The 18,188-nt window shown below is 61.6% G+C and carries 18 protein-coding genes, 5 tRNA genes and 2 rRNA genes; 24 read left to right on the forward strand and 1 reads right to left on the reverse strand.

What is annotated here, in order from left to right:
* From ACTOZL_RS08690 to rlmD, 24 genes are all read left to right on the forward strand, one after another.
* Positions 1 to 921 (forward strand): 23S ribosomal RNA (locus tag ACTOZL_RS08690); the annotation flags it as partial.
* A gap of 282 nt (positions 922 to 1,203) precedes the next feature.
* Positions 1,204 to 1,319: ribosomal RNA gene (gene rrf, locus ACTOZL_RS08695) — 5S ribosomal RNA — on the forward strand.
* A 39-nt stretch (positions 1,320 to 1,358) separates the two neighbouring features.
* Positions 1,359 to 1,434: transfer RNA gene (locus ACTOZL_RS08700), tRNA-Asn, on the forward strand.
* 50 nt (positions 1,435 to 1,484) lie between these two features.
* Positions 1,485 to 1,561, forward strand: a tRNA-Ile gene (locus ACTOZL_RS08705).
* A gap of 3 nt (positions 1,562 to 1,564) precedes the next feature.
* Positions 1,565 to 1,640: transfer RNA gene (locus tag ACTOZL_RS08710), tRNA-Trp, on the forward strand.
* 4 nt (positions 1,641 to 1,644) lie between these two features.
* A tRNA-Asp gene (locus tag ACTOZL_RS08715) sits at positions 1,645 to 1,721 on the forward strand.
* Positions 1,722 to 1,726: 5 nt separating this feature from the next.
* Positions 1,727 to 1,802 (forward strand) — tRNA-Thr (locus ACTOZL_RS08720).
* 68 nt (positions 1,803 to 1,870) lie between these two features.
* Complete coding sequence (locus ACTOZL_RS08725) at positions 1,871 to 2,626, forward strand: AzlC family ABC transporter permease (protein ID WP_482477923.1); 756 nt, start codon at positions 1,871 to 1,873, stop codon at positions 2,624 to 2,626.
* Positions 2,623 to 2,940: an AzlD domain-containing protein gene (locus ACTOZL_RS08730; RefSeq protein ID WP_482477925.1), complete on the forward strand. Its 318-nt coding sequence runs from the start codon at positions 2,623 to 2,625 to the stop codon at positions 2,938 to 2,940. Before ACTOZL_RS08725 ends, ACTOZL_RS08730 begins: the two co-directional genes overlap by 4 nt.
* A 75-nt stretch (positions 2,941 to 3,015) precedes the next feature.
* Complete coding sequence (locus ACTOZL_RS08735; RefSeq protein WP_482477927.1) at positions 3,016 to 3,630, forward strand: Uma2 family endonuclease; 615 nt, start codon at positions 3,016 to 3,018, stop codon at positions 3,628 to 3,630.
* 216 nt (positions 3,631 to 3,846) lie between these two features.
* A complete protein-coding gene (locus tag ACTOZL_RS08740; RefSeq protein ID WP_482477928.1) occupies positions 3,847 to 5,304 on the forward strand; it encodes an ArnT family glycosyltransferase in 1,458 nt (485 codons plus the stop codon).
* A gap of 4 nt (positions 5,305 to 5,308) precedes the next feature.
* Positions 5,309 to 5,752 carry a GtrA family protein gene (locus tag ACTOZL_RS08745; RefSeq protein ID WP_482477930.1) on the forward strand — a complete coding sequence of 148 codons (444 nt, stop codon included), beginning with the start codon at positions 5,309 to 5,311 and terminating at the stop codon, positions 5,750 to 5,752.
* The gene (locus tag ACTOZL_RS08750) at positions 5,745 to 6,497 is read left to right on the forward strand and encodes a glycosyltransferase (protein WP_482477931.1); all 753 of its coding nucleotides are present in this window, start codon (positions 5,745 to 5,747) and stop codon (positions 6,495 to 6,497) included. The genes ACTOZL_RS08745 and ACTOZL_RS08750 overlap by 8 nt, the downstream gene beginning before the upstream one ends.
* A gap of 214 nt (positions 6,498 to 6,711) precedes the next feature.
* Positions 6,712 to 8,697 (forward strand): LTA synthase family protein, encoded by a 1,986-nt coding sequence (locus tag ACTOZL_RS08755; RefSeq protein WP_482477932.1) that lies wholly within the window; start codon positions 6,712 to 6,714, stop codon positions 8,695 to 8,697.
* Entirely contained in the window at positions 8,687 to 9,301 is a 615-nt protein-coding gene (locus ACTOZL_RS08760) for a hypothetical protein (RefSeq protein ID WP_482477934.1), read from the forward strand. The genes ACTOZL_RS08755 and ACTOZL_RS08760 overlap by 11 nt, the downstream gene beginning before the upstream one ends.
* Before the next feature lie 129 nt (positions 9,302 to 9,430).
* Positions 9,431 to 10,387 (forward strand): ABC transporter ATP-binding protein, encoded by a 957-nt coding sequence (locus ACTOZL_RS08765; protein WP_482477936.1) that lies wholly within the window; start codon positions 9,431 to 9,433, stop codon positions 10,385 to 10,387.
* Positions 10,388 to 10,459: 72 nt separating this feature from the next.
* A complete protein-coding gene (locus tag ACTOZL_RS08770; protein ID WP_482477938.1) occupies positions 10,460 to 11,413 on the forward strand; it encodes an ABC transporter ATP-binding protein in 954 nt (317 codons plus the stop codon).
* Positions 11,414 to 11,690: 277 nt separating this feature from the next.
* Entirely contained in the window at positions 11,691 to 12,644 is a 954-nt protein-coding gene (locus tag ACTOZL_RS08775; protein WP_482477940.1) for a dipeptidase, read from the forward strand.
* 529 nt (positions 12,645 to 13,173) lie between these two features.
* Positions 13,174 to 14,070, forward strand: coding sequence for a transporter substrate-binding domain-containing protein (locus ACTOZL_RS08780; RefSeq protein ID WP_482477941.1), 897 nt, complete (start codon positions 13,174 to 13,176; stop codon positions 14,068 to 14,070).
* Positions 14,071 to 14,176: 106 nt separating this feature from the next.
* Complete coding sequence (locus ACTOZL_RS08785; RefSeq protein WP_482477943.1) at positions 14,177 to 15,028, forward strand: amino acid ABC transporter permease; 852 nt, start codon at positions 14,177 to 14,179, stop codon at positions 15,026 to 15,028.
* 1 nt (position 15,029) lies between these two features.
* Entirely contained in the window at positions 15,030 to 15,767 is a 738-nt protein-coding gene (locus ACTOZL_RS08790) for an amino acid ABC transporter ATP-binding protein (RefSeq protein ID WP_482477945.1), read from the forward strand.
* Positions 15,768 to 15,852: 85 nt separating this feature from the next.
* Positions 15,853 to 16,206, forward strand: coding sequence for a nucleotidyltransferase family protein (locus ACTOZL_RS08795; protein WP_482477947.1), 354 nt, complete (start codon positions 15,853 to 15,855; stop codon positions 16,204 to 16,206).
* On the forward strand, positions 16,133 to 16,510 hold the full coding sequence (locus ACTOZL_RS08800; RefSeq protein WP_482477949.1) for a nucleotidyltransferase substrate binding protein: 378 nt from the start codon (positions 16,133 to 16,135) through the stop codon (positions 16,508 to 16,510). The genes ACTOZL_RS08795 and ACTOZL_RS08800 overlap by 74 nt, the downstream gene beginning before the upstream one ends.
* A gap of 19 nt (positions 16,511 to 16,529) precedes the next feature.
* Positions 16,530 to 17,912 carry a 23S rRNA (uracil(1939)-C(5))-methyltransferase RlmD gene (gene rlmD / locus ACTOZL_RS08805; RefSeq protein WP_482477950.1) on the forward strand — a complete coding sequence of 461 codons (1,383 nt, stop codon included), beginning with the start codon at positions 16,530 to 16,532 and terminating at the stop codon, positions 17,910 to 17,912.
* Positions 17,913 to 17,916: 4 nt separating this feature from the next.
* Here rlmD and ACTOZL_RS08810 read toward each other — a convergent pair whose 3' ends face one another.
* Positions 17,917 to 18,087 (reverse strand): DUF3788 family protein, encoded by a 171-nt coding sequence (locus tag ACTOZL_RS08810; RefSeq protein WP_482477952.1) that lies wholly within the window; start codon positions 18,085 to 18,087, stop codon positions 17,917 to 17,919.
* Positions 18,088 to 18,188: the final 101 nt, after the last annotated feature.

The following is an 18,188-nucleotide window of genomic DNA, read 5'->3' on the forward strand; positions in this document are numbered from 1 at the left end:
GATTTGGGCGCTGTCTCAACAGCCCACCCGGCGAAATTGTTGTACTGGTGAAGAAGCCAGTTACCCGCAACTAGACGGAAAGACCCCATGGAGCTTTACTGCAGCTTAATACTGGAATTCGGTAATTCATGTACAGGATAGGTGGGAGACTGGGAAGTACTGTCGTCAGGCAGTATGGAGTCATCCTTGGGATACCACTCTTGGATTGCTGGGTTTCTAACCTGCGGCCGTGAATCCGGTCGGGGGACACTGTTAGGCGGACAGTTTGACTGGGGCGGTCGCCTCCTAAAAGGTAACGGAGGCGCTCAAAGGTTGGCTCAGCACGGACGGAAATCGTGCAATGAGTGTAAACGCGTAAGCCAGCCTAACTGCGAGAGTGACGGCTCGAGCAGTAACGAAAGTTGGAGTTAGTGATCCGGTGGTATGTGAGTGGAAATGCCATCGCTCAACGGATAAAAGCTACCCTGGGGATAACAGGCTGATCTCCCCCAAGCGTCCACAGCGACGGGGAGGTTTGGCACCTCGATGTCGGCTCGTCACATCCTGGGGCTGAATTCGGTCCCAAGGGTTCGGCTGTTCGCCGATTAAAGTGGCACGCGAGCTGGGTTCAGAACGTCGTGAGACAGTTCGGTCCCTATCTGTTGCGGGCGTAAGAGATTTGAAGGGAGCTGTCCTTAGTACGAGAGGACCGGGATGGACGCACCTCTGGTGCACCTGTTGTCGTGCCAACGGCATAGCAGGGTAGCTAAGTGCGGACGAGATAAACGCTGAAAGCATCTAAGCGTGAAACTCTCCCTAAGATAAGATCTCTCATCCTTCATGGAGTAAGGCACGACGTAGACTATGTCGTTGATAGGCCGGAGGTGGAAGTGCAGTAATGTATGTAGCTGACCGGTACTAATATGCCGAGGGCTTGACCTGATTAGCTCAGGTTCGAGTGACAATTTATGCAGGCACTTGTTCCCATTGCTTTGGTTTGCTTTGTTCGGTTTTGAGGGTGCAGGCTCTCAAAACACGATTTCTTGAAGAAGAAGCGAGATAAAAAACTGAGCGTATCGCAGGTCTTTGTGATGACAGTGTGCCGTTCGTAAGGATTGCACAGAATATCCCAAAGAGGTTCTCAAAGTGGTTGTGTCCCACAGACGTAGCCAGGGAGCCAGCGCAAAGTTCTTTTTGCTTACTTTTTCTTTCAAGAAAAAGTAAGTTGGTGTTGATTGCGGTGAGGGTCCACCCGTTCCCATCCCGAACACGGAAGTTAAGCTCACTCGCGCCGAAAATACTTGTTTGGAGACGAACCGGGAAAATAGGTAACGCCAACACAAATGGGAGAGCCGAACAGGCTCGGCTCTCCCCCATACGCCTCCTTAGCTCAGTCGGTAGAGCACGCGGCTGTTAACCGCGGTGTCGTAGGTTCGAGCCCTACAGGAGGCGCCATCTGTTCAAAACCTTGGGAAACCAAGTGCCAATATAACGAAACCGGATATGGGCCTTTAGCTCAGTTGGTTAGAGCAACCGGCTCATAACCGGTCGGTCCACGGTTCGAGTCCGTGAAGGCCCACCACATAGGGGTATAGCTCAGTTGGTAGAGCAGCGGTCTCCAAAACCGCGTGCCGAGGGTTCAAGTCCTTCTGCCCCTGCCAATATGGCGCGGTAGTTCAGTTGGTTAGAACGCCGGCCTGTCACGCCGGAGGTCGAGGGTTCAAGTCCCTTCCGCGTCGCCATATTCGCTGCTATAGCTCAGTCGGTAGAGCGCATCCTTGGTAAGGATGAGGTCTCCAGTTCAAATCTGGATAGCAGCTCCAAAAAGACCTTGAATCGGAAACGATTCAAGGTCTTTTTGCTATCCTTCTAATAAAAAGGTTGTTACAACATGCGTGAAAATCCATATTCCTTAAAAAAAGCAGAAACGATGGACGTGTTCCGCCAAGGGCTCCGGGACGGACTCCCCATCGGCCTTGGCTACTTTGCGGTGGCCTTCTCCCTGGGAATCACGGCTAAAAATGCCGGGGTCTCCCCCTTCCAGGGCTTCCTTATGAGCCTGCTCACCAACGCCTCCGCCGGGGAATATGCAGGGATTACCCTCATCGCCGCTGGCAGCACCTATCTGGAAATGGCGATTATGATCCTGGTAGCCAACGCCCGCTACCTGCTGATGAGCTGCGCCATGAGCCAGCGGATGCACCCGGACTGCCCCTGGTACCACCGTCCCCTGATGGCCTATGACATCACCGACGAACTTTTTGCCATTGCCATTTCCAGAGAGGGCTATTTGCATCCATACTACACCTACGGCGCGGTGCTGTCGGCGGCGCCCTTCTGGGCTGTGGGCACCGCCCTGGGCTGCATCGCCGGGAACCTGATGCCCCTGCGGGTGATCAGCGCCCTGAGTGTCGCCCTGTTCGGTATGTTCCTGGCGGTGATCGTACCCGCCGCCCGGAAGGATAAGGTAATTGCCGGGCTGGTGACCATCTGCTTTGTGGTGAGCTATGTTGCCTACCACCTGCCCGCCCTGGCCGCCATTTCCAGCGGGACGAAAACCATCCTCCTCACCGTGGTGATCTCCACTGTGGCCGCTGTACTGTTCCCCCACAAGGAGGAGGAGAAAAAGGAGGACGAGGCGCAATGACATATCACATCTACCTCTACATTTTGGTCATGGCCCTGGTAAGCTATGCCATCCGGGTGCTGCCCCTGGTGCTGCTGCGCCATCAAATCCAAAACCGCTTCTTGCAATCCTTCTTGTACTACGTGCCCTACGTGACCTTGGCGGTTATGACCTTCCCGGCCATCTTGGAGGCCACCCAAAGCCCCATTTCCGGGGCCCTGGCCCTGATTGTGGGCATTGTTGCGGCGTGGTTTGGGGCCAGCTTGTTTCGGGTGGCGGTCTCCTGCTGCGCGGTGGTGTTTGTGACAGAGCTGTTGATGCGCTTGCTGGGCTGAGTTTCTTTTGAAAAAGGCGAGGAAAAGGTGTATACTATAGGGGAAAGTATACAGCGTGGGAAAGGAGCGATGATGATGGCATTGGCGCAAGAAAGGCAAACCTATACCTTCGCTGACGTATTGACTTGGGAGGAACAGGAGCGCATTGAGTTGATCGACGGATATCCGGTGATGATGGCCCCGCCAAAGAGAACACACCAACGGGCTGTTTCTGAGCTCAACCGGCAGATCGGGAATTTTCTCCAAGGGAAAAACTGTGAAGTCTACCCTGCCCCCTTTGGCGTCCGGCTCTTCGAGAAGGACGAAGATTCTGCGGAGGATGTGGACACCCTGGTGGAGCCGGATATCACTGTCGTCTGCGACCAAAATAAACTGGACGACCTGGGCTGCAAAGGTGCACCGGATCTGGTGATGGAAGTCCTCTCCCCTTCCTCCCAGCGCCACGACCGCTATACTAAGTTTAAGCTCTACCAGCGTGCTGGCGTCCGGGAATATTGGTTGGTAGACCCAGATGCAAGGTCTGTACAAGTATTTCTTTTGGAGGATGGGCGTTATAGTGCCATGGACTATGGCGAGGCGGGGGATAGCGTAAGGGTCAACGTCCTAGAAGGCTGTACCATTGACCTGTCGCTGGTGTTCCCAGAATTGGCAGGCGACCGGGAGAGACCCCAAGAAGATGGAAGCAACTGACGAAGTCTCCCAAATCGGCACCCGCTGAAAGCTGCTGGTGCCATTGGAGGACGCAAAATAGGAAAGCGCAAAACATCGTGCTGATGCCGGCACGATGTTTTTTTCTAACCATCCTCCCCCTTTCCCGCAAAATCCTCAAATTCTCTTGACACCCGGGGCGCTTTCCAGTACACTAAAACTGGAATTTTATAAGTAAAAGAAATACGAGGCGTCTCCATGAAAAAAAATCAGATAGCATCCATTCCAAGAAGAAAGGCGATAGAGCGGGGCGCTGTCGCCCTTCTTTTGTTGCTCTACGTCCTCCTGCAAGCCCCCACCCTGCAAAACGCCCCCTGGGAGGGCTACGACACCTGGCGCCAGGGGGACACCTATAGCGTGGCCGTAAACTATGCCCAGTACAGCATGCACCCCCTGCGCCCCCAATTCAACTACGACGGCACCGCCGACATCGTAGTCCAGTTGGAGCTGCAGCTGGTCCCCTACCTCTCCGCCCTGCTCTTCCAGCTCACCGGCCCCACCCCCCTGGTGCCCCGGGTGCTGGGCTTGGCGTGCTTCCTGGGGTCGGCGGCCTTCCTTTACGGCATCCTCCGGCGCTTTGTAAGCTTCCTCCCTGCCCTGGGGGGCCTGCTGGTGTACCTGCTGCTGCCCATCTGCCTGCTGTATAGCCGGGCCATCATGCCAGAGTCCTGCGCCCTGTTCTTCTACTGCGGGGGCGTGTACTTCCTCCTGCGCTGGTTCCAGGACGGCCACGGGCCGTCGCTGTACTGCTCCGCCCTCTTCACCGCCCTGGGTATTATGGAAAAGACCCCGGTGCTGTTTGTGGGGCTCCTGGTGCTGGCGGTGTTCTGGTGGAAGCTGGGGAAGGGCTGCCTCAAAGCCAAGGGGTTTTATGGCTACGGCCTGCTGTCCCTGGGCCTGCCCTTGCTCTACTATACCTACGCCTCCCAGGTGGCCACCATCAGCTTCGTGGACGGCATCGCCACCAAGCACATCTTTTCCACAAAAATCCTGGGCCTGTTCACCCGGGAGGGCCTAGCCTTCTTCTGGCGGGAGCTGCCCCTCTTTTTCGGCTGGGGGGTGCTGCTGGCTGGGGCGGTGGGCTTTGCCCTGGCCCTCTACAAACGGGCACACTTCCTCAGCGTCTGGGCCCTGGCCTTTGCCCTGGAATGGGCCACCATTGTGGTGGTGATCCAGTTTGGCTATTACCTGATCTTCATGGCCCCACCCCTGGCGGCCCTGTGCGCCCTGCTGTTCCAAAGCCTCTTTGCCCAAAGGAGGGCCCTGGGCCTGGCCTGTGCCGCCCTGGTGGTGGCGCTGACCGCCTACACCGGCCTCCCCCGCTGGCACCAGCTCACCCAGGTGAACCAGGACATCCAGGCGGTGGGGGCGCTGATCCAAGCCACTACCCAGAAGGGGGACGTGCTGGCGGTGGCCTGGGCGGACCCGGTGTACATCAACGCCGCCGACCGCCACGGCTTCCGGGTCCTCCTGCCGGAGGGGGGCGCCCCAGACCCCGCCGCCGACCTCCAAAGCCGCCGGGACCAGGGGGCGGACTACTTTGTGGTCATCGGCGCCGGTATCCCCCAGGACGACGGGCGCTACCAGGCTTACCTGGACCAGCACTGCCCCGTGGCGGCGGAAAACGGGCTGTGTACCATTTACGAAATGAGGTGAGCGGATGGACGTGCTCAAGAAACTGATCCATAAATTCCACAGGCTCTTTGAATACCTGTTCTATTCTGTCCTTTCCACCATCCTGGACGTGGCCATCGTCTGGGCCCTGTACAACAAGGCGGGGCTGAACATCACCCTGGCCAATACCATCGGCGTGGTGGCGGGGTTCCTGCTGGGGTATGTGCTGGCCTCCAAGCGGGTGTTTGAGGCCAACTATAGCATGCCCTCCTTCCTCATCTACTTCAGCACCTTCTTAGGGGGGCTGGTGCTGGCGGATGTGCTCATCACCGTCACCCACCACTCCCTCATCGTATCCTGCCCGGAGTGGTTTGCCTTTTTGGTGAGCAAGGGGGTGTCCGTGGTGGTGCCCTTCTTCGCCATGTACTTTGCCCGGAAAGTCCTCTATGCCCAGCTCAGGAGAAAGGAGAGGAAGGACGCCCATGAATAAATTGATTGCATACCTGCCCTGCTATAATGAAGCGGAGAACATCGAGGCCCTCACGGCCCTTTGGTTGGAGGAGGCCCCCGCCCTGGAAGCCCGGGGCTATCTCTTGGAGCTGGTGCCTGTGGACGACAAGAGTACCGACAACACCCTCCCCCTCATCACCCGCCTGGCGGCGGAGCACGCCGCGGTGCGGGTGATTGCCCACCAGGTGAACCGGAACCTGGGGGGTGTGCTGGACACCGCCGTAAAGGATTTCCTCCAACGTTCCAAGGACGGGGACCTGATGTGCGTCATGGACGGGGACAACACCCATAAGCCCGCCTATGTCCACCCCATGCTCACCGCCCTGGAAAAGGGGGCGGACTGCGTCATTGCCTCCCGCTACCAGAAGGGGGCGCAGACCCACGGGGTCCCCCCCATCCGCCTGCTCCTCAGCGACTGCGCCCGGCTCTATTACACCCTGGTCCTCCGGGTCCCCGGGGTCCGGGACTACACCTGCGGCTACCGCCTCTACACCCGCGCCGCCCTGGAAAAGGCGGCGGCACGCTACGGGGACAAGCTCATCACCCGCCAGACCTTTTCCTGTATGATGGAGCTGTTGTATAAGCTCCACCGCTGCGGCTGCCGCTTCGCCGAGGTGCCCTTTACCCTACACTATGACGACAAGGGCGGGGCCAGCAAAATGCGGGTGGTGAAAACCATGGTGGACAGCCTCTCCACCGCCTTAAAGCTGCGGCTGGGGCGGTGAGGGTTGTATCTGGAAGCATGCCCCCTCCCCCACCCCTCCTTTTTGTCCCCTTTGTGTGGATAACCGAAAACACCCCGTCAAGATTGGTAAACCTACCAAATCAAGTTCCCTCAGGCGTTCTTGCGCAAATGACAACTTTCGATTATAATAGGGAAGCATCGACTTTAGATTGAAAACCCTGCCGCCGGCACTGCGGCAGATGGGAGGAAGCGATATGTCCCTACACGCCCCCACAGAGACCGCCCCGGAAGTCCATACCGTGCTCCCTGTCCCAGAGGCCCCCGCCGCCCCGGAACAGCAGCCGGAGGAGGCCCTACAAGGGGAACAGGCGCCGGGCAAACTCCGGCGCGGCTGGCAGGCCCTCTGGGCCCGGCTCAGCGCCAAGCCCACCCATCCGGTGGCCTTCACCCTCACCAGCCTCCTGGTGGCCCCGCTGATTACCCTCTACGCCAGCCAAGTGGTCTGGCTCCAAAGCCTCTGGAAGCCCCTGCCCTGGATGCTGGGGCACCTGGGGGCCGTGGGGCTGTTCTGGCTGCTGTTTTCCTGCGCCAGCCTGGCCTTGTACGGCCTCATCCGCCGCCTGTTCTGGGCCTTTATCCCAGAGGTCGGGCTGTTCATGGGGGTGGCGGTGTCCAGCCGCATCAAATACGACATCACCGGGGCACCCCTGCAGCTGAGCGACTTCTCCATGGTAGGCAAGCTGGGGGAGATCACCGGCTTTGCCACAGAACAGCTCATCCCCACCCTGCTGACCATTTCCGGCATCGTGGTGGCCGCCATCCTCACCGAGACCTTGCGGCGGAAGGAGACCTGGCACCTCTCCTGGAAAAAGGGCCTGATTATGGCCCTGGTGAGCTTGGCGGTGCTGGTCTCCGCCTTTTTCCCCGGCCCCCTGCAAGCCGCCGCCAGCTATTTGGAGCGGGACTGCGTGGACCAGATGGAGCGCAACGACGAGAGCGGCGTGGTGCTGGGGCTGTACGCCGCCTGGGTCCACCGCCAGGCCGCCGGCCGGGGGGAGGCCAATGAGCAGCTCCAAGCCCTGGCCCAGCGGGTGGTGGAGGACGCCGCCCAACCCACCCCCTGCGCCCTGGAAGAGGTGCCGGACATCATTTTCATCACCTCCGAGAGCTTCTTTGACATCACCCGGCTCAAAGAGCTGAAATTCACCCAGGACCCCCTGCCGGTGTTCCACCGCCTGGCGGAGGAGGGCACCAACGGCCGCTTTTATTCCAACACCTTCGGCGGCGGCACCGGGAACGTGGAGATGGAGATGTTCACCTGCCTTTCCAGCGGCCTGCTCAAGGAGGGGGACACCCTGTGTACCCTAGAGGATGACCTATATGAGACCCTCCCCACCACCATCCGGGCCCTGAAAAAGGCAGGCTATTCCACCACCGCCATCCACTCCTACAACGACGAGCTCTTTGAGCGCCGGGACAACTTCCCCGCCATCGGCTTTGACAAGGTGATCTTTGACCGGGACTTCACCACCGAGCCGGAGATGGCCGGGATCTACATCTCTGACGACAGCCTGGTCAACGAGATTATCCACCACTACGAGAAGCGGAACACCCAGAAGCCCTGTATGATTTACGGCCTGTCCATGGAGAACCACCAGCCCTACTACGACGGGAAGTATGAGGACAGCTCCGGCTTCCCCGCCCGGTGCAGCCAGCTGAACCAGGAGGACTTGAAGATTGTGGACTCTTTGGTCCACAGCCTCAACCACGCCGACGCAGCCCTGGGGCGGCTGGTGGAGTACTTCTCCCAGGTGGACCGTCCGGTGCTGCTGGTGTTTGTGGGGGACCACCTCCCCTCCCTGAAGCTCACCGACGAGGAGTACATCTACTGCCGCCTGGGCTACACCCCCCCGGAGCCCACCACCAACTGGAACGAGGACAGCATGCGGGAGCGCCTCACCACAGAGTACGTGATTTGGAGCAACTATGAGGCGGAGCCCAAGGCCGACGAGGACCAGAGCTGCACCTTCCTGTGGCTGGAGGTCCTGCGCCGGGCAGGGGTGCCCCTGAACGATTACTTCTCCTGGCTGCTGGAAAACGTGCGGCCCTACATGCTCAAAACCCAGGGCCGGGTATTTGTCCCCCCCGACGGCAGCGTCACCTACCATCCCGACAGCAGCGGGGCCCTGGCCTTGGAGAGCTACACCGCCCTGCAAGAGGCCCTGCTCTATGGCAAATAATCAACAACGGAAGGAGGCCACAGCGATGGCCCTGCCCCCCAATCCCCACCGCGCCGCCCTGGCGGAAGCGGCGGTGGCGGTGTTGAACCGCTACCAGGACTTCCCCTCCACCTACGCCCTCTCCGCGGCCCTGGCCCCGGCGGTGGACGGCCAGCCCCGGATTGCCGTAACCCTCACCCGGCCTGACGGCACCCCCTTTGTCCAGAGCCCGGACCCCCTGGACCAAAAGCTGGCCAATTTGGACCGGCAGCAGGTGGTGGTGCGCCCCTTCTACCTGCCCCAGATGAAAAACCTCTGGGACGAGAGCGACGCCAACCGCTTCCAGACTGTGGACTTTGACTACGCCGCCATCCTGGGCTACGCCCAGGGGGAGGACGGGGCCCTGTTCCTGAAGAACTTCTACTTCCTCCCGGCGGAGGCCTTCCTCAACGGCCAGGCGCCCAAGGAGGACGGCTACCACATCCCCCTGGCCAGCTTCAACGCCTACCGCCTGAGCCTGGACCCCCGGAAAACCTTCGCCCGCTTCCTGTACCTGGCCGAGCGGATGGGGGAGGCCTTGGAGTACCAGTATGACCAGATGGGGTTCTTTTACAGCAACCCCTGACATAGCCTATCAGGAACGGATGGGTGTTAGCTTCCATGCACCGCAACACGGGCCGCCGTTTTCGGCGGCCCGTTCTTTATACTACGGTACGACAGCCATTTGCTTTGAACAATACAGAGGAGGACCCCCATGGATACCCTGACCATCACCGGCCTGCGCACCCAGTTCCAGACCCCCAAAGGCCCCCTCCCCGCCGTGGACGGGGTGGACCTGCGCATCCCCAAGGGGACCATTGTGGGGCTGGTGGGGGAGTCCGGCTGCGGGAAGAGCGTCACAGCCCTGTCGGTTTTGGGGCTGGTGCCCCCGCCGGGGGCGGTGGTGGGAGGCACCATCGACTTCTGGGGACAGGATTTGCGCCGCTGCCCAGAACAAGCGCTCCGCCGCCTCCGGGGTAACCGCATCTCCATGATTTTCCAGGACCCCATGACCTCCCTGAACCCGGTGGTCCCGGTGGGGGAGCAGGTGGCGGAGGGCCTGCGGCTGCATCTGGGCCTGGGCCGCCGGGCAGCCAAGGCCCGGGCCCTGGACTGCTTCCAGCAGGTGGGCATCCCGGACCCGGCAGGGCGCTGCGGGGCCTATCCCCGGGAGCTCTCCGGGGGGCTGCGGCAGCGGGTGATGATTGCCATGGCCATGGCCTGCCAGCCGGAGCTGCTCCTGGCCGACGAGCCCACCACCGCCCTGGACGTGACCATCCAGGCCCAGATTTTGCAGCTCATGGCCCAGCTGCGCCGGGACCAGGGCACGGCGATTTTGCTGATTACCCACAACATGGGGGTGGTGGCCCAGCTGTGTGACTATGTGTATGTGATGTACGCCGGGGAGATCGTGGAGGAGGCGGAGACCTTCGCCCTCTTCCGCCAGCCCCGGCACCCCTACACCCAGGGGCTGCTGCGGGCCATCCCCTCCTTGGAGGGCGGGGCCCTGACCCCCATCCCCGGGGCGGTGCCGGAGCTGGGGGCCCTGCCCCCGGGCTGCCGCTTCTGCGGCCGCTGCCCCAAGGAGACGGCGGACTGCCGGGAGAGGCACCCGGCGTTGGAGACCGTGGCGGCAGGCCACCGGGCCCGCTGCCTCCACCCCGAGGAGTAGGGAGGGAGCAGCGGCCCGTTTCCCACCCACCTTAGCTGGGGATGCCCCATCCCCCCAGAAAGGAGCCCGCCCATGACCATCCTGGCGGAAGCCTGCAACCTATCCAAAACCCACCCCACCCGGAAGGGCCCCCTGCAAGCGGTGTCCCAGGTCAACCTGTGCATTTATGAGGGGGAGACCTTGGCCCTGGTGGGGGAGTCCGGCTGTGGAAAAACCACCCTGGGACGGCTGTTCCTGGGCCTGCTCCCCCCCACCCAGGGCCAAGTGTACTTTGACGGCACGGATTTGTCCACCCTCCCCCCCAAGGCCCTCCGGGCCCTGCGGCGGCAGATGCAGCCGGTGTTCCAGGATGCCGCCGCCGCCCTGAACCCCCGGCGTACCGTGGCGCAGCTTTTGGGGGAACCCCTGCGTATCCACAAGCTCTGCCCCCGGGAGGAGCGCCCCCAGCGGGGGCGGGCGCTGTTGGAGGAGGTGGGCTTGTCCCCGGCCCTGCTGGGACGCTATCCTCATGAGCTCTCCGGAGGCCAACGGCAGCGGGTGGGCTTAGCCCGGGCCCTGGCCCTGCGGCCAAGGCTGCTGGTGTGCGACGAGCCGGTGTCCGCCCTGGACGTGTCCGTCCAGGCCCAAATGCTCAACCTGCTCTCGGAATTGCAGTCAGCCCATGGCCTGACCTACCTGTTCATCTCCCACGACCTGGGGGTGGTGCGCCACAGCGCCGACCGGGTGTGCGTGATGTTCCTGGGGCGGCTGTGTGAGCTGGGCCCCCGGGAGGCCATCTTCACCCGCCCCCGGCACCCCTACACCCAGCTCCTGTTGGAGTCCATCCCCCGGCCAGACCCCCGCCAGCGCCGGGAAGGCCCCCTACCGGCCGGGGAGGTCCCCAGCCCCCTGTCACCGCCCTCGGGCTGCCCCTTCCGTACCCGCTGCCACTACGCCCAGCCCCTGTGTGCCCAGAGGGTGCCGGAACTGCGGGAGGTGGAGGGATGCCAAGTGGCTTGCCACTTCCCCCTGGGAGGCAAAGACTAAAGTTTTCGTCCACCTTTTTCAGCCGAAGCGCGGAGCCGTCGTGAGCAGCGGGCTAAGCCCCGGAGCGCAGGCGAAGCCCAAGGAGGGCCGCAAAGCGGCCCGGATGGGTTCGCCGGAGTTGGAGGGGCTTAGAACCGCGTCGCGAACAGGCGCAGCGTGACACCACCAAGGTGGCGGAGTCCAGAGGCAGAGCCTCTGGCCAGGTCCAGGGCGGGAGCCCTGGGCAGGTTTGGGCGGCAGCCCAACCAAACCATTGTCTAAACCAGGAGGTATCCCCATGCCCTTCGCCGATCTCCACTGCGACACCATCTCCCGCCTCCTGCACCAGCAGCGGGAGGGGCAACCCACCACCCTGCGCCAGGGGGAACCCCTGCAAGTCAACCTGACGAAACTCCGCCGCAGCGGCTATACCCTCCAAAATTTCGCCCTCTTCGTGGACCTCCACGCCCCCCAAACCCTGGCCACCAGCCCCTGGTCAGAGCTCCAAGCCCTGGCCCGGCGCTATTGGCAGGAGGTCCAGGAGAACCGGGACTGGCTCCACCCCGTGCTCTCCGCAAGGGACCTGACCCGGGCCCAGGAGACGGGGAAGCTGGCCGCCGTCCTCACCGTGGAGGAGGGGGGCGTCTGCCAGGGGAAGCTGTCCCACTTGCGCACCCTGTACCGCCTGGGGGTGCGGATGCTCACCCTCAGCTGGAACTATGAAAATGAATTGGCCCACCCCAACGGACAGCAGGGCGGGCTAACAGAGACCGGATTCGCTTTTTTAGAGGAGATGGAGGCCTTGGGGATCATCCCCGACGTGTCCCACCTGGGGGACCAGGGCTTTTGGGACGTCTGCCGCCAGACAAAACGCCCCTTCGTGGCCAGCCATTCCAACTGCCGGGCCCTGTACCCCCACCGCCGGAACCTCACCGACGAAATGCTCCGGGCCCTGGGGGACCGGGGGGGCCTGGTGGGGGTGAACTTCTACGCAGGCTTCCTGGACGGCGGCCCCCTTGCCCGCACCGGGGATATCCTCCGCCACCTGCGCCACGTCATCGACGTGGGCGGCCTGGACGTTGTGGCCCTGGGCTCCGACTTCGACGGCATCGACACCCCCGTGGAGCTGGGGGACGCCGGCACCATGGAGCGCCTCACCACCGCCCTGGAACAGGGGGGCTTCACCCCCCGGGAGATCGACGCCCTGTGCTGGGGGAATGTGTGGCGGTTTTATGGGGAATGGCTGGCTTGACAATCATCGTTCAGCGGTATATAATAAGACGCAGAAGGGCACTGCCGGTAAACGGTTCAGCCTAGTTTATGTTTCTACGTTATTAACCATAGAAACCGTCACCGGCCAGGGTGGCGGTTTCTGCGTTTCACGATGATCGTAACCGTATACGGCCCGATATGTAATGTAATCCGCATCATGCCTCACCCCCTTTCGGAGGAGTTGGCTTCCCCGCCTACCGTTATGGCAGCGCACCTTCTGTCCCCGCTGGCTGCGGGGCAATTTTATTATAAAGGGAAGGAAGTGGGTTTGTCAACAGCGGTGTGGAGAACATGGCGTAACCCCGGGACACCCGCCCCACCCCTTTTATACAGGATATACACGGATATACAAGGGTATTTTCACCGGCAGCCCCCGGGGTTGACGGGCTGGAATTTACAGATATGTCAATTTCTTTTCCCGCCTCTTGACAAGCCCTCCTGTGAAACATATAATATGGAGGTCAAACGCGCAAACTGCGCAGATTAAACATGAAAAGAGGAATTCACCAATGAAAAAGCTGCTTGCCTTATCCCTGGCCCTGGTGATGGCCCTGGGCCTGGCCGCCTGCGGCACCCCCAGCGAGCCCGCCGAGGACGAGACCAAAGACAACACCAACAGCTCCACCACCACCGAGATTCAGGGCTTGGAGGACGGCGTGCTCACCGTGGGAATGGAGTGCGCTTATGCCCCCTACAACTGGATGCAGAGCGACGACTCCAACGACGCGGTGCCCATCGTCAACAACGCTGGCTCCTACGCCAACGGCTATGACGTGATGATCGCCAAGAAGATCTGCGAGGCCAACGGCTGGGAGCTGGAAGTCTACGCCACCGACTGGGACAGCCTCATCCCCGCCCTCCAGGCCGGGACCATCGACGCCGTCATCGCCGGCCAGTCCATGACCGAGGAGCGTATGCAGCAGGTGGACATGGCTGGCCCCTACTTCTACGCCTCCATCGTCTGCGTCACCAAGGCAGACAGCGAGCTGGCCAGCATCAAGGGCATCTCCGAGCTCAAGGGCACCTGCACCGCCCAGACCGGCACTGTCTGGTACGACACCTTCCTGCCCCAGGCCGCGGAGAAGGCCGACATCCAGATCCAGACCCAGGCTGAGAGCGCACCCGCTATGATTATGTCCGTGGAGAGCGGCACCGTGGACTTCATCTGCACCGACGTGCCCACCGCCATGGGCGCCGTGGCCGCCTACCCCGACCTGGTGATGCTGGACTTCACCGGCAGCGAGGACAACTTCGACGCCGACGAGGGCGACATCAACATCGGCATCTCCGTCCTCAAGGGCAACACCGGCCTGAAGGACGCCATGGATAAGCTGCTGGGCACCATGACCGCAGAGGACTTTGAAGCGCTGATGAAGAGCGCCATCGAAATCCAGCCCGAGATCTAAAAACAGATAGAACACAGCGGCTATCCGGCTCTGGGACCAGGGCCGGATAGCGCTGGTTACAGAGAAAAGAAACGAGAGATATGTATAGAAAGGGGCGCATCACCTTATGGAGAAGTTAACCCAGCTTTTCGAGGATATCGTGAAGCTCTGGGGGGCTTACGGCGGCTGGTCAGGCCAGTATATGGTGGGCATCCGGCGGACCTTGCTCCTGGCCGTGGCCGCCACCCTCATCGGCTGCCTCATCGGGCTGCTGTGCGGCATTTTGAATACCATCCCCTACAGTAAAAGCGACAACATCGTCAAGCGCTTCTTCCTCAAGCTCATCCGTGTGGTGGTGCGCATCTATGTGGAGGTGTTCCGGGGGACCCCCATGATCCTCCAGGCCGTGTTTATCTTTTACGGCATCCCCTACTTCAGCGGCGTCCAGCCCTTCCAGGGCAACACGGGGATGTGGATGGCGGCACTGCTGGTGGTGTCCATCAACACCGGCGCGTATATGGCCGAATCCGTCCGGGGGGGCATCATCTCCATCGACCCCGGCCAGACCGAGGGGGCCAAGGCCATCGGCATGACCCACGTGCAGACCATGGTGAACGTGGTGCTGCCCCAGGCCCTGCGCAACATCATCCCCCAGATCGGCAACAACTTCATCATCAACCTGAAGGACACCTCCGTGATGTTCATCATCGGCTTCGTGGAGTTCTTTGCCACCCACCGGAGCGTGGTGGGCATCAACCTGATGTACTTCCCCTCCGCCACCATTGAGATGATCGGCTATCTCACCATGACCCTGATCTCCTCCATCCTGCTGCGGTGGTTGGAGAAGAAGCTGGACGGGGACGACAACTATGAGCTGGTCCAAGCCGACCAGCTCACCCTGGCCGCCGGGACCTATTCCCATCCCCACACCCCGGAAAAGGCCCTGGAACGGAGCTTGAAGAAGGAGGAGGAACGGTAATATGGACGCTGTGCTGCAAGTAAACCACCTCTCCAAGTCCTTTGGCTCCCATGAGGTGCTGCGGGATATCGACTTCACCGTGAAGAAGGGGGACGTGACCTCCATCATCGGGGCCTCCGGTTCTGGCAAGTCCACCCTCCTGCGGTGCATCAACCTCTTGGAGACCCCCAGCAAGGGGGAGATCTTCTTCCACGGGGAGAACGTGGCTGCCCGGGGGGTGAACCCCACCGCCTACCGCTCCAAGGTGGGCATGGTGTTCCAGAACTTCAACCTGTTCAGCAACATGACCGTGCTGCAAAACTGCATGGTGGGACAGACCAAGGTGCTCAAGCGGCAGGAGAAGGATGCCAAGGAGACCGCCTTGCAATTCCTCCACAAGGTGGGCATGACCCCTTACATCAACGCCAAGCCCCGGCAGCTCTCCGGGGGCCAGAAGCAGCGGGTGGCCATCGCCCGTGCCCTGGCCATGGACCCGGAGGTGCTCCTCTTCGACGAACCCACCTCCGCCCTGGACCCGGAGATGGTGGGGGAGGTGCTCACCGTCATGCGCAGCCTGGCGGGGGAGGGCCTCACCATGCTGGTGGTGACCCACGAGATGGCCTTTGCCCGGGACGTGTCCAACCACGTGGTGTTCATGCGGGAGGGCGTAATCTGGGAGGAGGGCGGCCCCCAGGAGATTTTCGTCAACCCCCAGCGGGACGAAACCAAGGAATTCCTCTCCCGCTTTATGGAGCGGTGAGGGAAGCAATACGAGAGAACACACCCCGGTGGATTTTTCCACCGGGGTGTGCTATACTAAGGTAGATCTTATAAGGGGATGAACCATGGACCAGAGGTTATATACGCAGCTCTCCGCCCTGGCGGAGAAGCACGGGGCGCACAAGCTGGTGCTCTTTGGCTCCCGGGCCCGTGGAGACCACAGGCCCACCAGCGACATAGACTTGGCCATTTATGGAATGCCGGCGGAGCAGCGGAGCCTGTTTTGGTGGGAGGCGGAGGAGCTTCCCACTTTGTTGAAATTCGACCTTGTACACGTAACGCCGGGATTGGACCCGGCCCTGCTTGACAATATCCAACGGGACGGGGTGACGCTCTATGAACAAGATGACGAACTATCTGTGGGCACTGGAACGCCTTCAGGAGGCGGTGGGGATGTACCAGGCCCAGCGGGACAATAGCCTGTATCAGGACGGGCTGATCCAGCGCTTTGAATTTACCACGGAGCTGGCCTGGAAGTCTTTGAAGGAATACTTGGAGGACCAGGGGGCTGAGCCGCGGGGGACGCCCAAGGCTGTGCTGAAGGAGGCGTTTTCCGCCGGGTTGGTCCAGGAGGAATTGGCCTGGGTGGCCATCCTGGACGCACGCAACCAGACCTCCCATATTTATAAGGAGGAGACGGCAAGGGAGATCGCCCAAAGGATTTGCGAAAGCTTCCTGCCTGTGTTCCAGGCGTTGGCGGCAGTTTACCGAGAGAACAGTTGAGAGAAAGAGGGCCTGGGACATGGCAAAGAAAAATGAGGTATATTCCCTGCGGATAGAGGGCTATGGCAGCAGTGGCGAAGGGGTGGCCCACTTGGAGGGACAGGCAGTGTTCGTCAAGGGGGCGCTGGCTGGGGAGCTGTGCAGGGTGCAGCTCTTGAAGGTGGGGAAGCACGCCGCCTGGGGCCGGGTGGCGGAGGTGTTGGAGCCCTCCCCCCACCGGCAGGCCCCCGACTGCCCCCAGTACCCCAAATGCGGCGGCTGCGCCCTGCGGCACATGGACTACCAGGAGGAGCTGCGCTATAAACGCCAGCGGGTGGAGGATGCCTTGCGGCGCATTGGCGGCTGGGAGGGGACGGTGGATATCATCCACGGTGCGGCCCAGCCAGAGCGTTACCGCAATAAAATCCAGTTCCCTGTGGCCCAGGGGCCCCAGGTGGGCTTTTACCGGGCCCGGAGCCACGATGTGGTGGACGCCCCGGACTGCCTCCTGCAACCCCTCCCTGCCACCCGCCTGCGGGAGGCGTTCAAGGGGTGGATGGAGGCCCATCAGGTCCCGGCCTATGACGAGGCCAGCCACAGGGGGTTGGTGCGGCACTTCTATGTCCGGGTGAACCGGGCGGGGCAGTCCCTGTGCGCCGTGGTGGCCAAGGGGAAAAAGCTCCCCCAGGAAGCTGCCCTGGTGGCGGCCCTCCGGGCTGCGGAGCCGGGGCTGGTGGGGGTGGTGCTGTCCAGCAACCTAGAGCGCACCAACGTCATCCTGGGCAAGGAGCAGCGGTTGCTCTGGGGACAGGACTTTTTGGAGGATACCCTCTGTGGGCTGTCCTTCCGGCTGTCGGTGCCCTCCTTCTACCAGGTGAACCGGGACCAGGCAGAGCTCCTCTACGGCCGGGCCTTGGAGCTGGCGGGGCTCACCGGGGAGGAGACGGTGTTGGACCTCTACTGTGGCATCGGTACCATCACCCTGGCCATGGCCCGGCAGGCCAAGGGGGCCATCGGGGCGGAGGTGGTGCCGGAGGCGGTGGAGGACGCCAAGGGGAACGCGGCGCGCAATGGGATATCCAACGCGGAGTTCCTCTGCGCCGATGCAGGCCAAGCGGCTGCCCTGCTGGCCCAGCGGGGGCTGCGGCCGGAGGTAATCTGTGTGGACCCACCCCGGAAGGGGATTTCAGAACAGGTGATCGACGCCATTGTGGACATGTCGCCGGAGCGGGTGGTGTACGTGTCCTGCGACCCGGGGACGCTGGCCCGGGACGTGAAGCTGTTGGCGGCGCGGGGGTACGTGCTGCGGCGAGCGGAGGCGGTGGACCTGTTCCCTAGGGCGGGGCATGTGGAGACGGTCTCCCTTTTGTCTAAACGCAAAACAGAGCACCCTTCCAGCGCATCCCCCCTGCCAAGCACTTAACCCCTTACTTCCTATTCGGCCTCCTTTTGATCCCCAAAAGCCGGATAAAATCATCAAACAAAGAAGTATCTACCGGCTGGGACATCATCCATTTCCCGCCATGATAGGTTTTGCTCTCCTCGTAAACCCTTTGGACTTGCAAGGAAAAAGAGAAAATACCGCCGCTCCCTTCCAAGGGAACGGCGGCATTTTGTTACGAAGGGAAGCTGTGGCTTACTGGAAGTTTGCCTTCCGCTTCTCCAGGAATGCGCCCAGGCCTTCCTCGGCGTTGGCGTG

The organism is Evtepia sp. (assembly GCF_056797215.1).

Excerpts from the sequence above, each read along its gene's own strand:
- ACTOZL_RS08725 (WP_482477923.1), top strand. The coding sequence starts at position 1,871 with ATGCGTGAAAATCCATATTCCTTAAAAAAAGCAGAAACGATGGACGTG.
- ACTOZL_RS08730 (WP_482477925.1), top strand. The coding sequence starts at position 2,623 with ATGACATATCACATCTACCTCTACATTTTGGTCATGGCCCTGGTAAGC.
- ACTOZL_RS08735 (WP_482477927.1), top strand. The coding sequence starts at position 3,016 with ATGGCATTGGCGCAAGAAAGGCAAACCTATACCTTCGCTGACGTATTG.
- ACTOZL_RS08740 (WP_482477928.1), top strand. The coding sequence starts at position 3,847 with ATGAAAAAAAATCAGATAGCATCCATTCCAAGAAGAAAGGCGATAGAG.
- ACTOZL_RS08745 (WP_482477930.1), top strand. The coding sequence starts at position 5,309 with ATGGACGTGCTCAAGAAACTGATCCATAAATTCCACAGGCTCTTTGAA.
- ACTOZL_RS08750 (WP_482477931.1), top strand. The coding sequence starts at position 5,745 with ATGAATAAATTGATTGCATACCTGCCCTGCTATAATGAAGCGGAGAAC.
- ACTOZL_RS08755 (WP_482477932.1), top strand. The coding sequence starts at position 6,712 with ATGTCCCTACACGCCCCCACAGAGACCGCCCCGGAAGTCCATACCGTG.
- ACTOZL_RS08760 (WP_482477934.1), top strand. The coding sequence starts at position 8,687 with ATGGCAAATAATCAACAACGGAAGGAGGCCACAGCGATGGCCCTGCCC.
- ACTOZL_RS08765 (WP_482477936.1), top strand. The coding sequence starts at position 9,431 with ATGGATACCCTGACCATCACCGGCCTGCGCACCCAGTTCCAGACCCCC.
- ACTOZL_RS08770 (WP_482477938.1), top strand. The coding sequence starts at position 10,460 with ATGACCATCCTGGCGGAAGCCTGCAACCTATCCAAAACCCACCCCACC.
- ACTOZL_RS08775 (WP_482477940.1), top strand. The coding sequence starts at position 11,691 with ATGCCCTTCGCCGATCTCCACTGCGACACCATCTCCCGCCTCCTGCAC.
- ACTOZL_RS08780 (WP_482477941.1), top strand. The coding sequence starts at position 13,174 with ATGAAAAAGCTGCTTGCCTTATCCCTGGCCCTGGTGATGGCCCTGGGC.
- ACTOZL_RS08785 (WP_482477943.1), top strand. The coding sequence starts at position 14,177 with ATGGAGAAGTTAACCCAGCTTTTCGAGGATATCGTGAAGCTCTGGGGG.
- ACTOZL_RS08790 (WP_482477945.1), top strand. The coding sequence starts at position 15,030 with ATGGACGCTGTGCTGCAAGTAAACCACCTCTCCAAGTCCTTTGGCTCC.
- ACTOZL_RS08795 (WP_482477947.1), top strand. The coding sequence starts at position 15,853 with ATGGACCAGAGGTTATATACGCAGCTCTCCGCCCTGGCGGAGAAGCAC.
- ACTOZL_RS08800 (WP_482477949.1), top strand. The coding sequence starts at position 16,133 with ATGACGAACTATCTGTGGGCACTGGAACGCCTTCAGGAGGCGGTGGGG.
- rlmD (WP_482477950.1), top strand. The coding sequence starts at position 16,530 with ATGGCAAAGAAAAATGAGGTATATTCCCTGCGGATAGAGGGCTATGGC.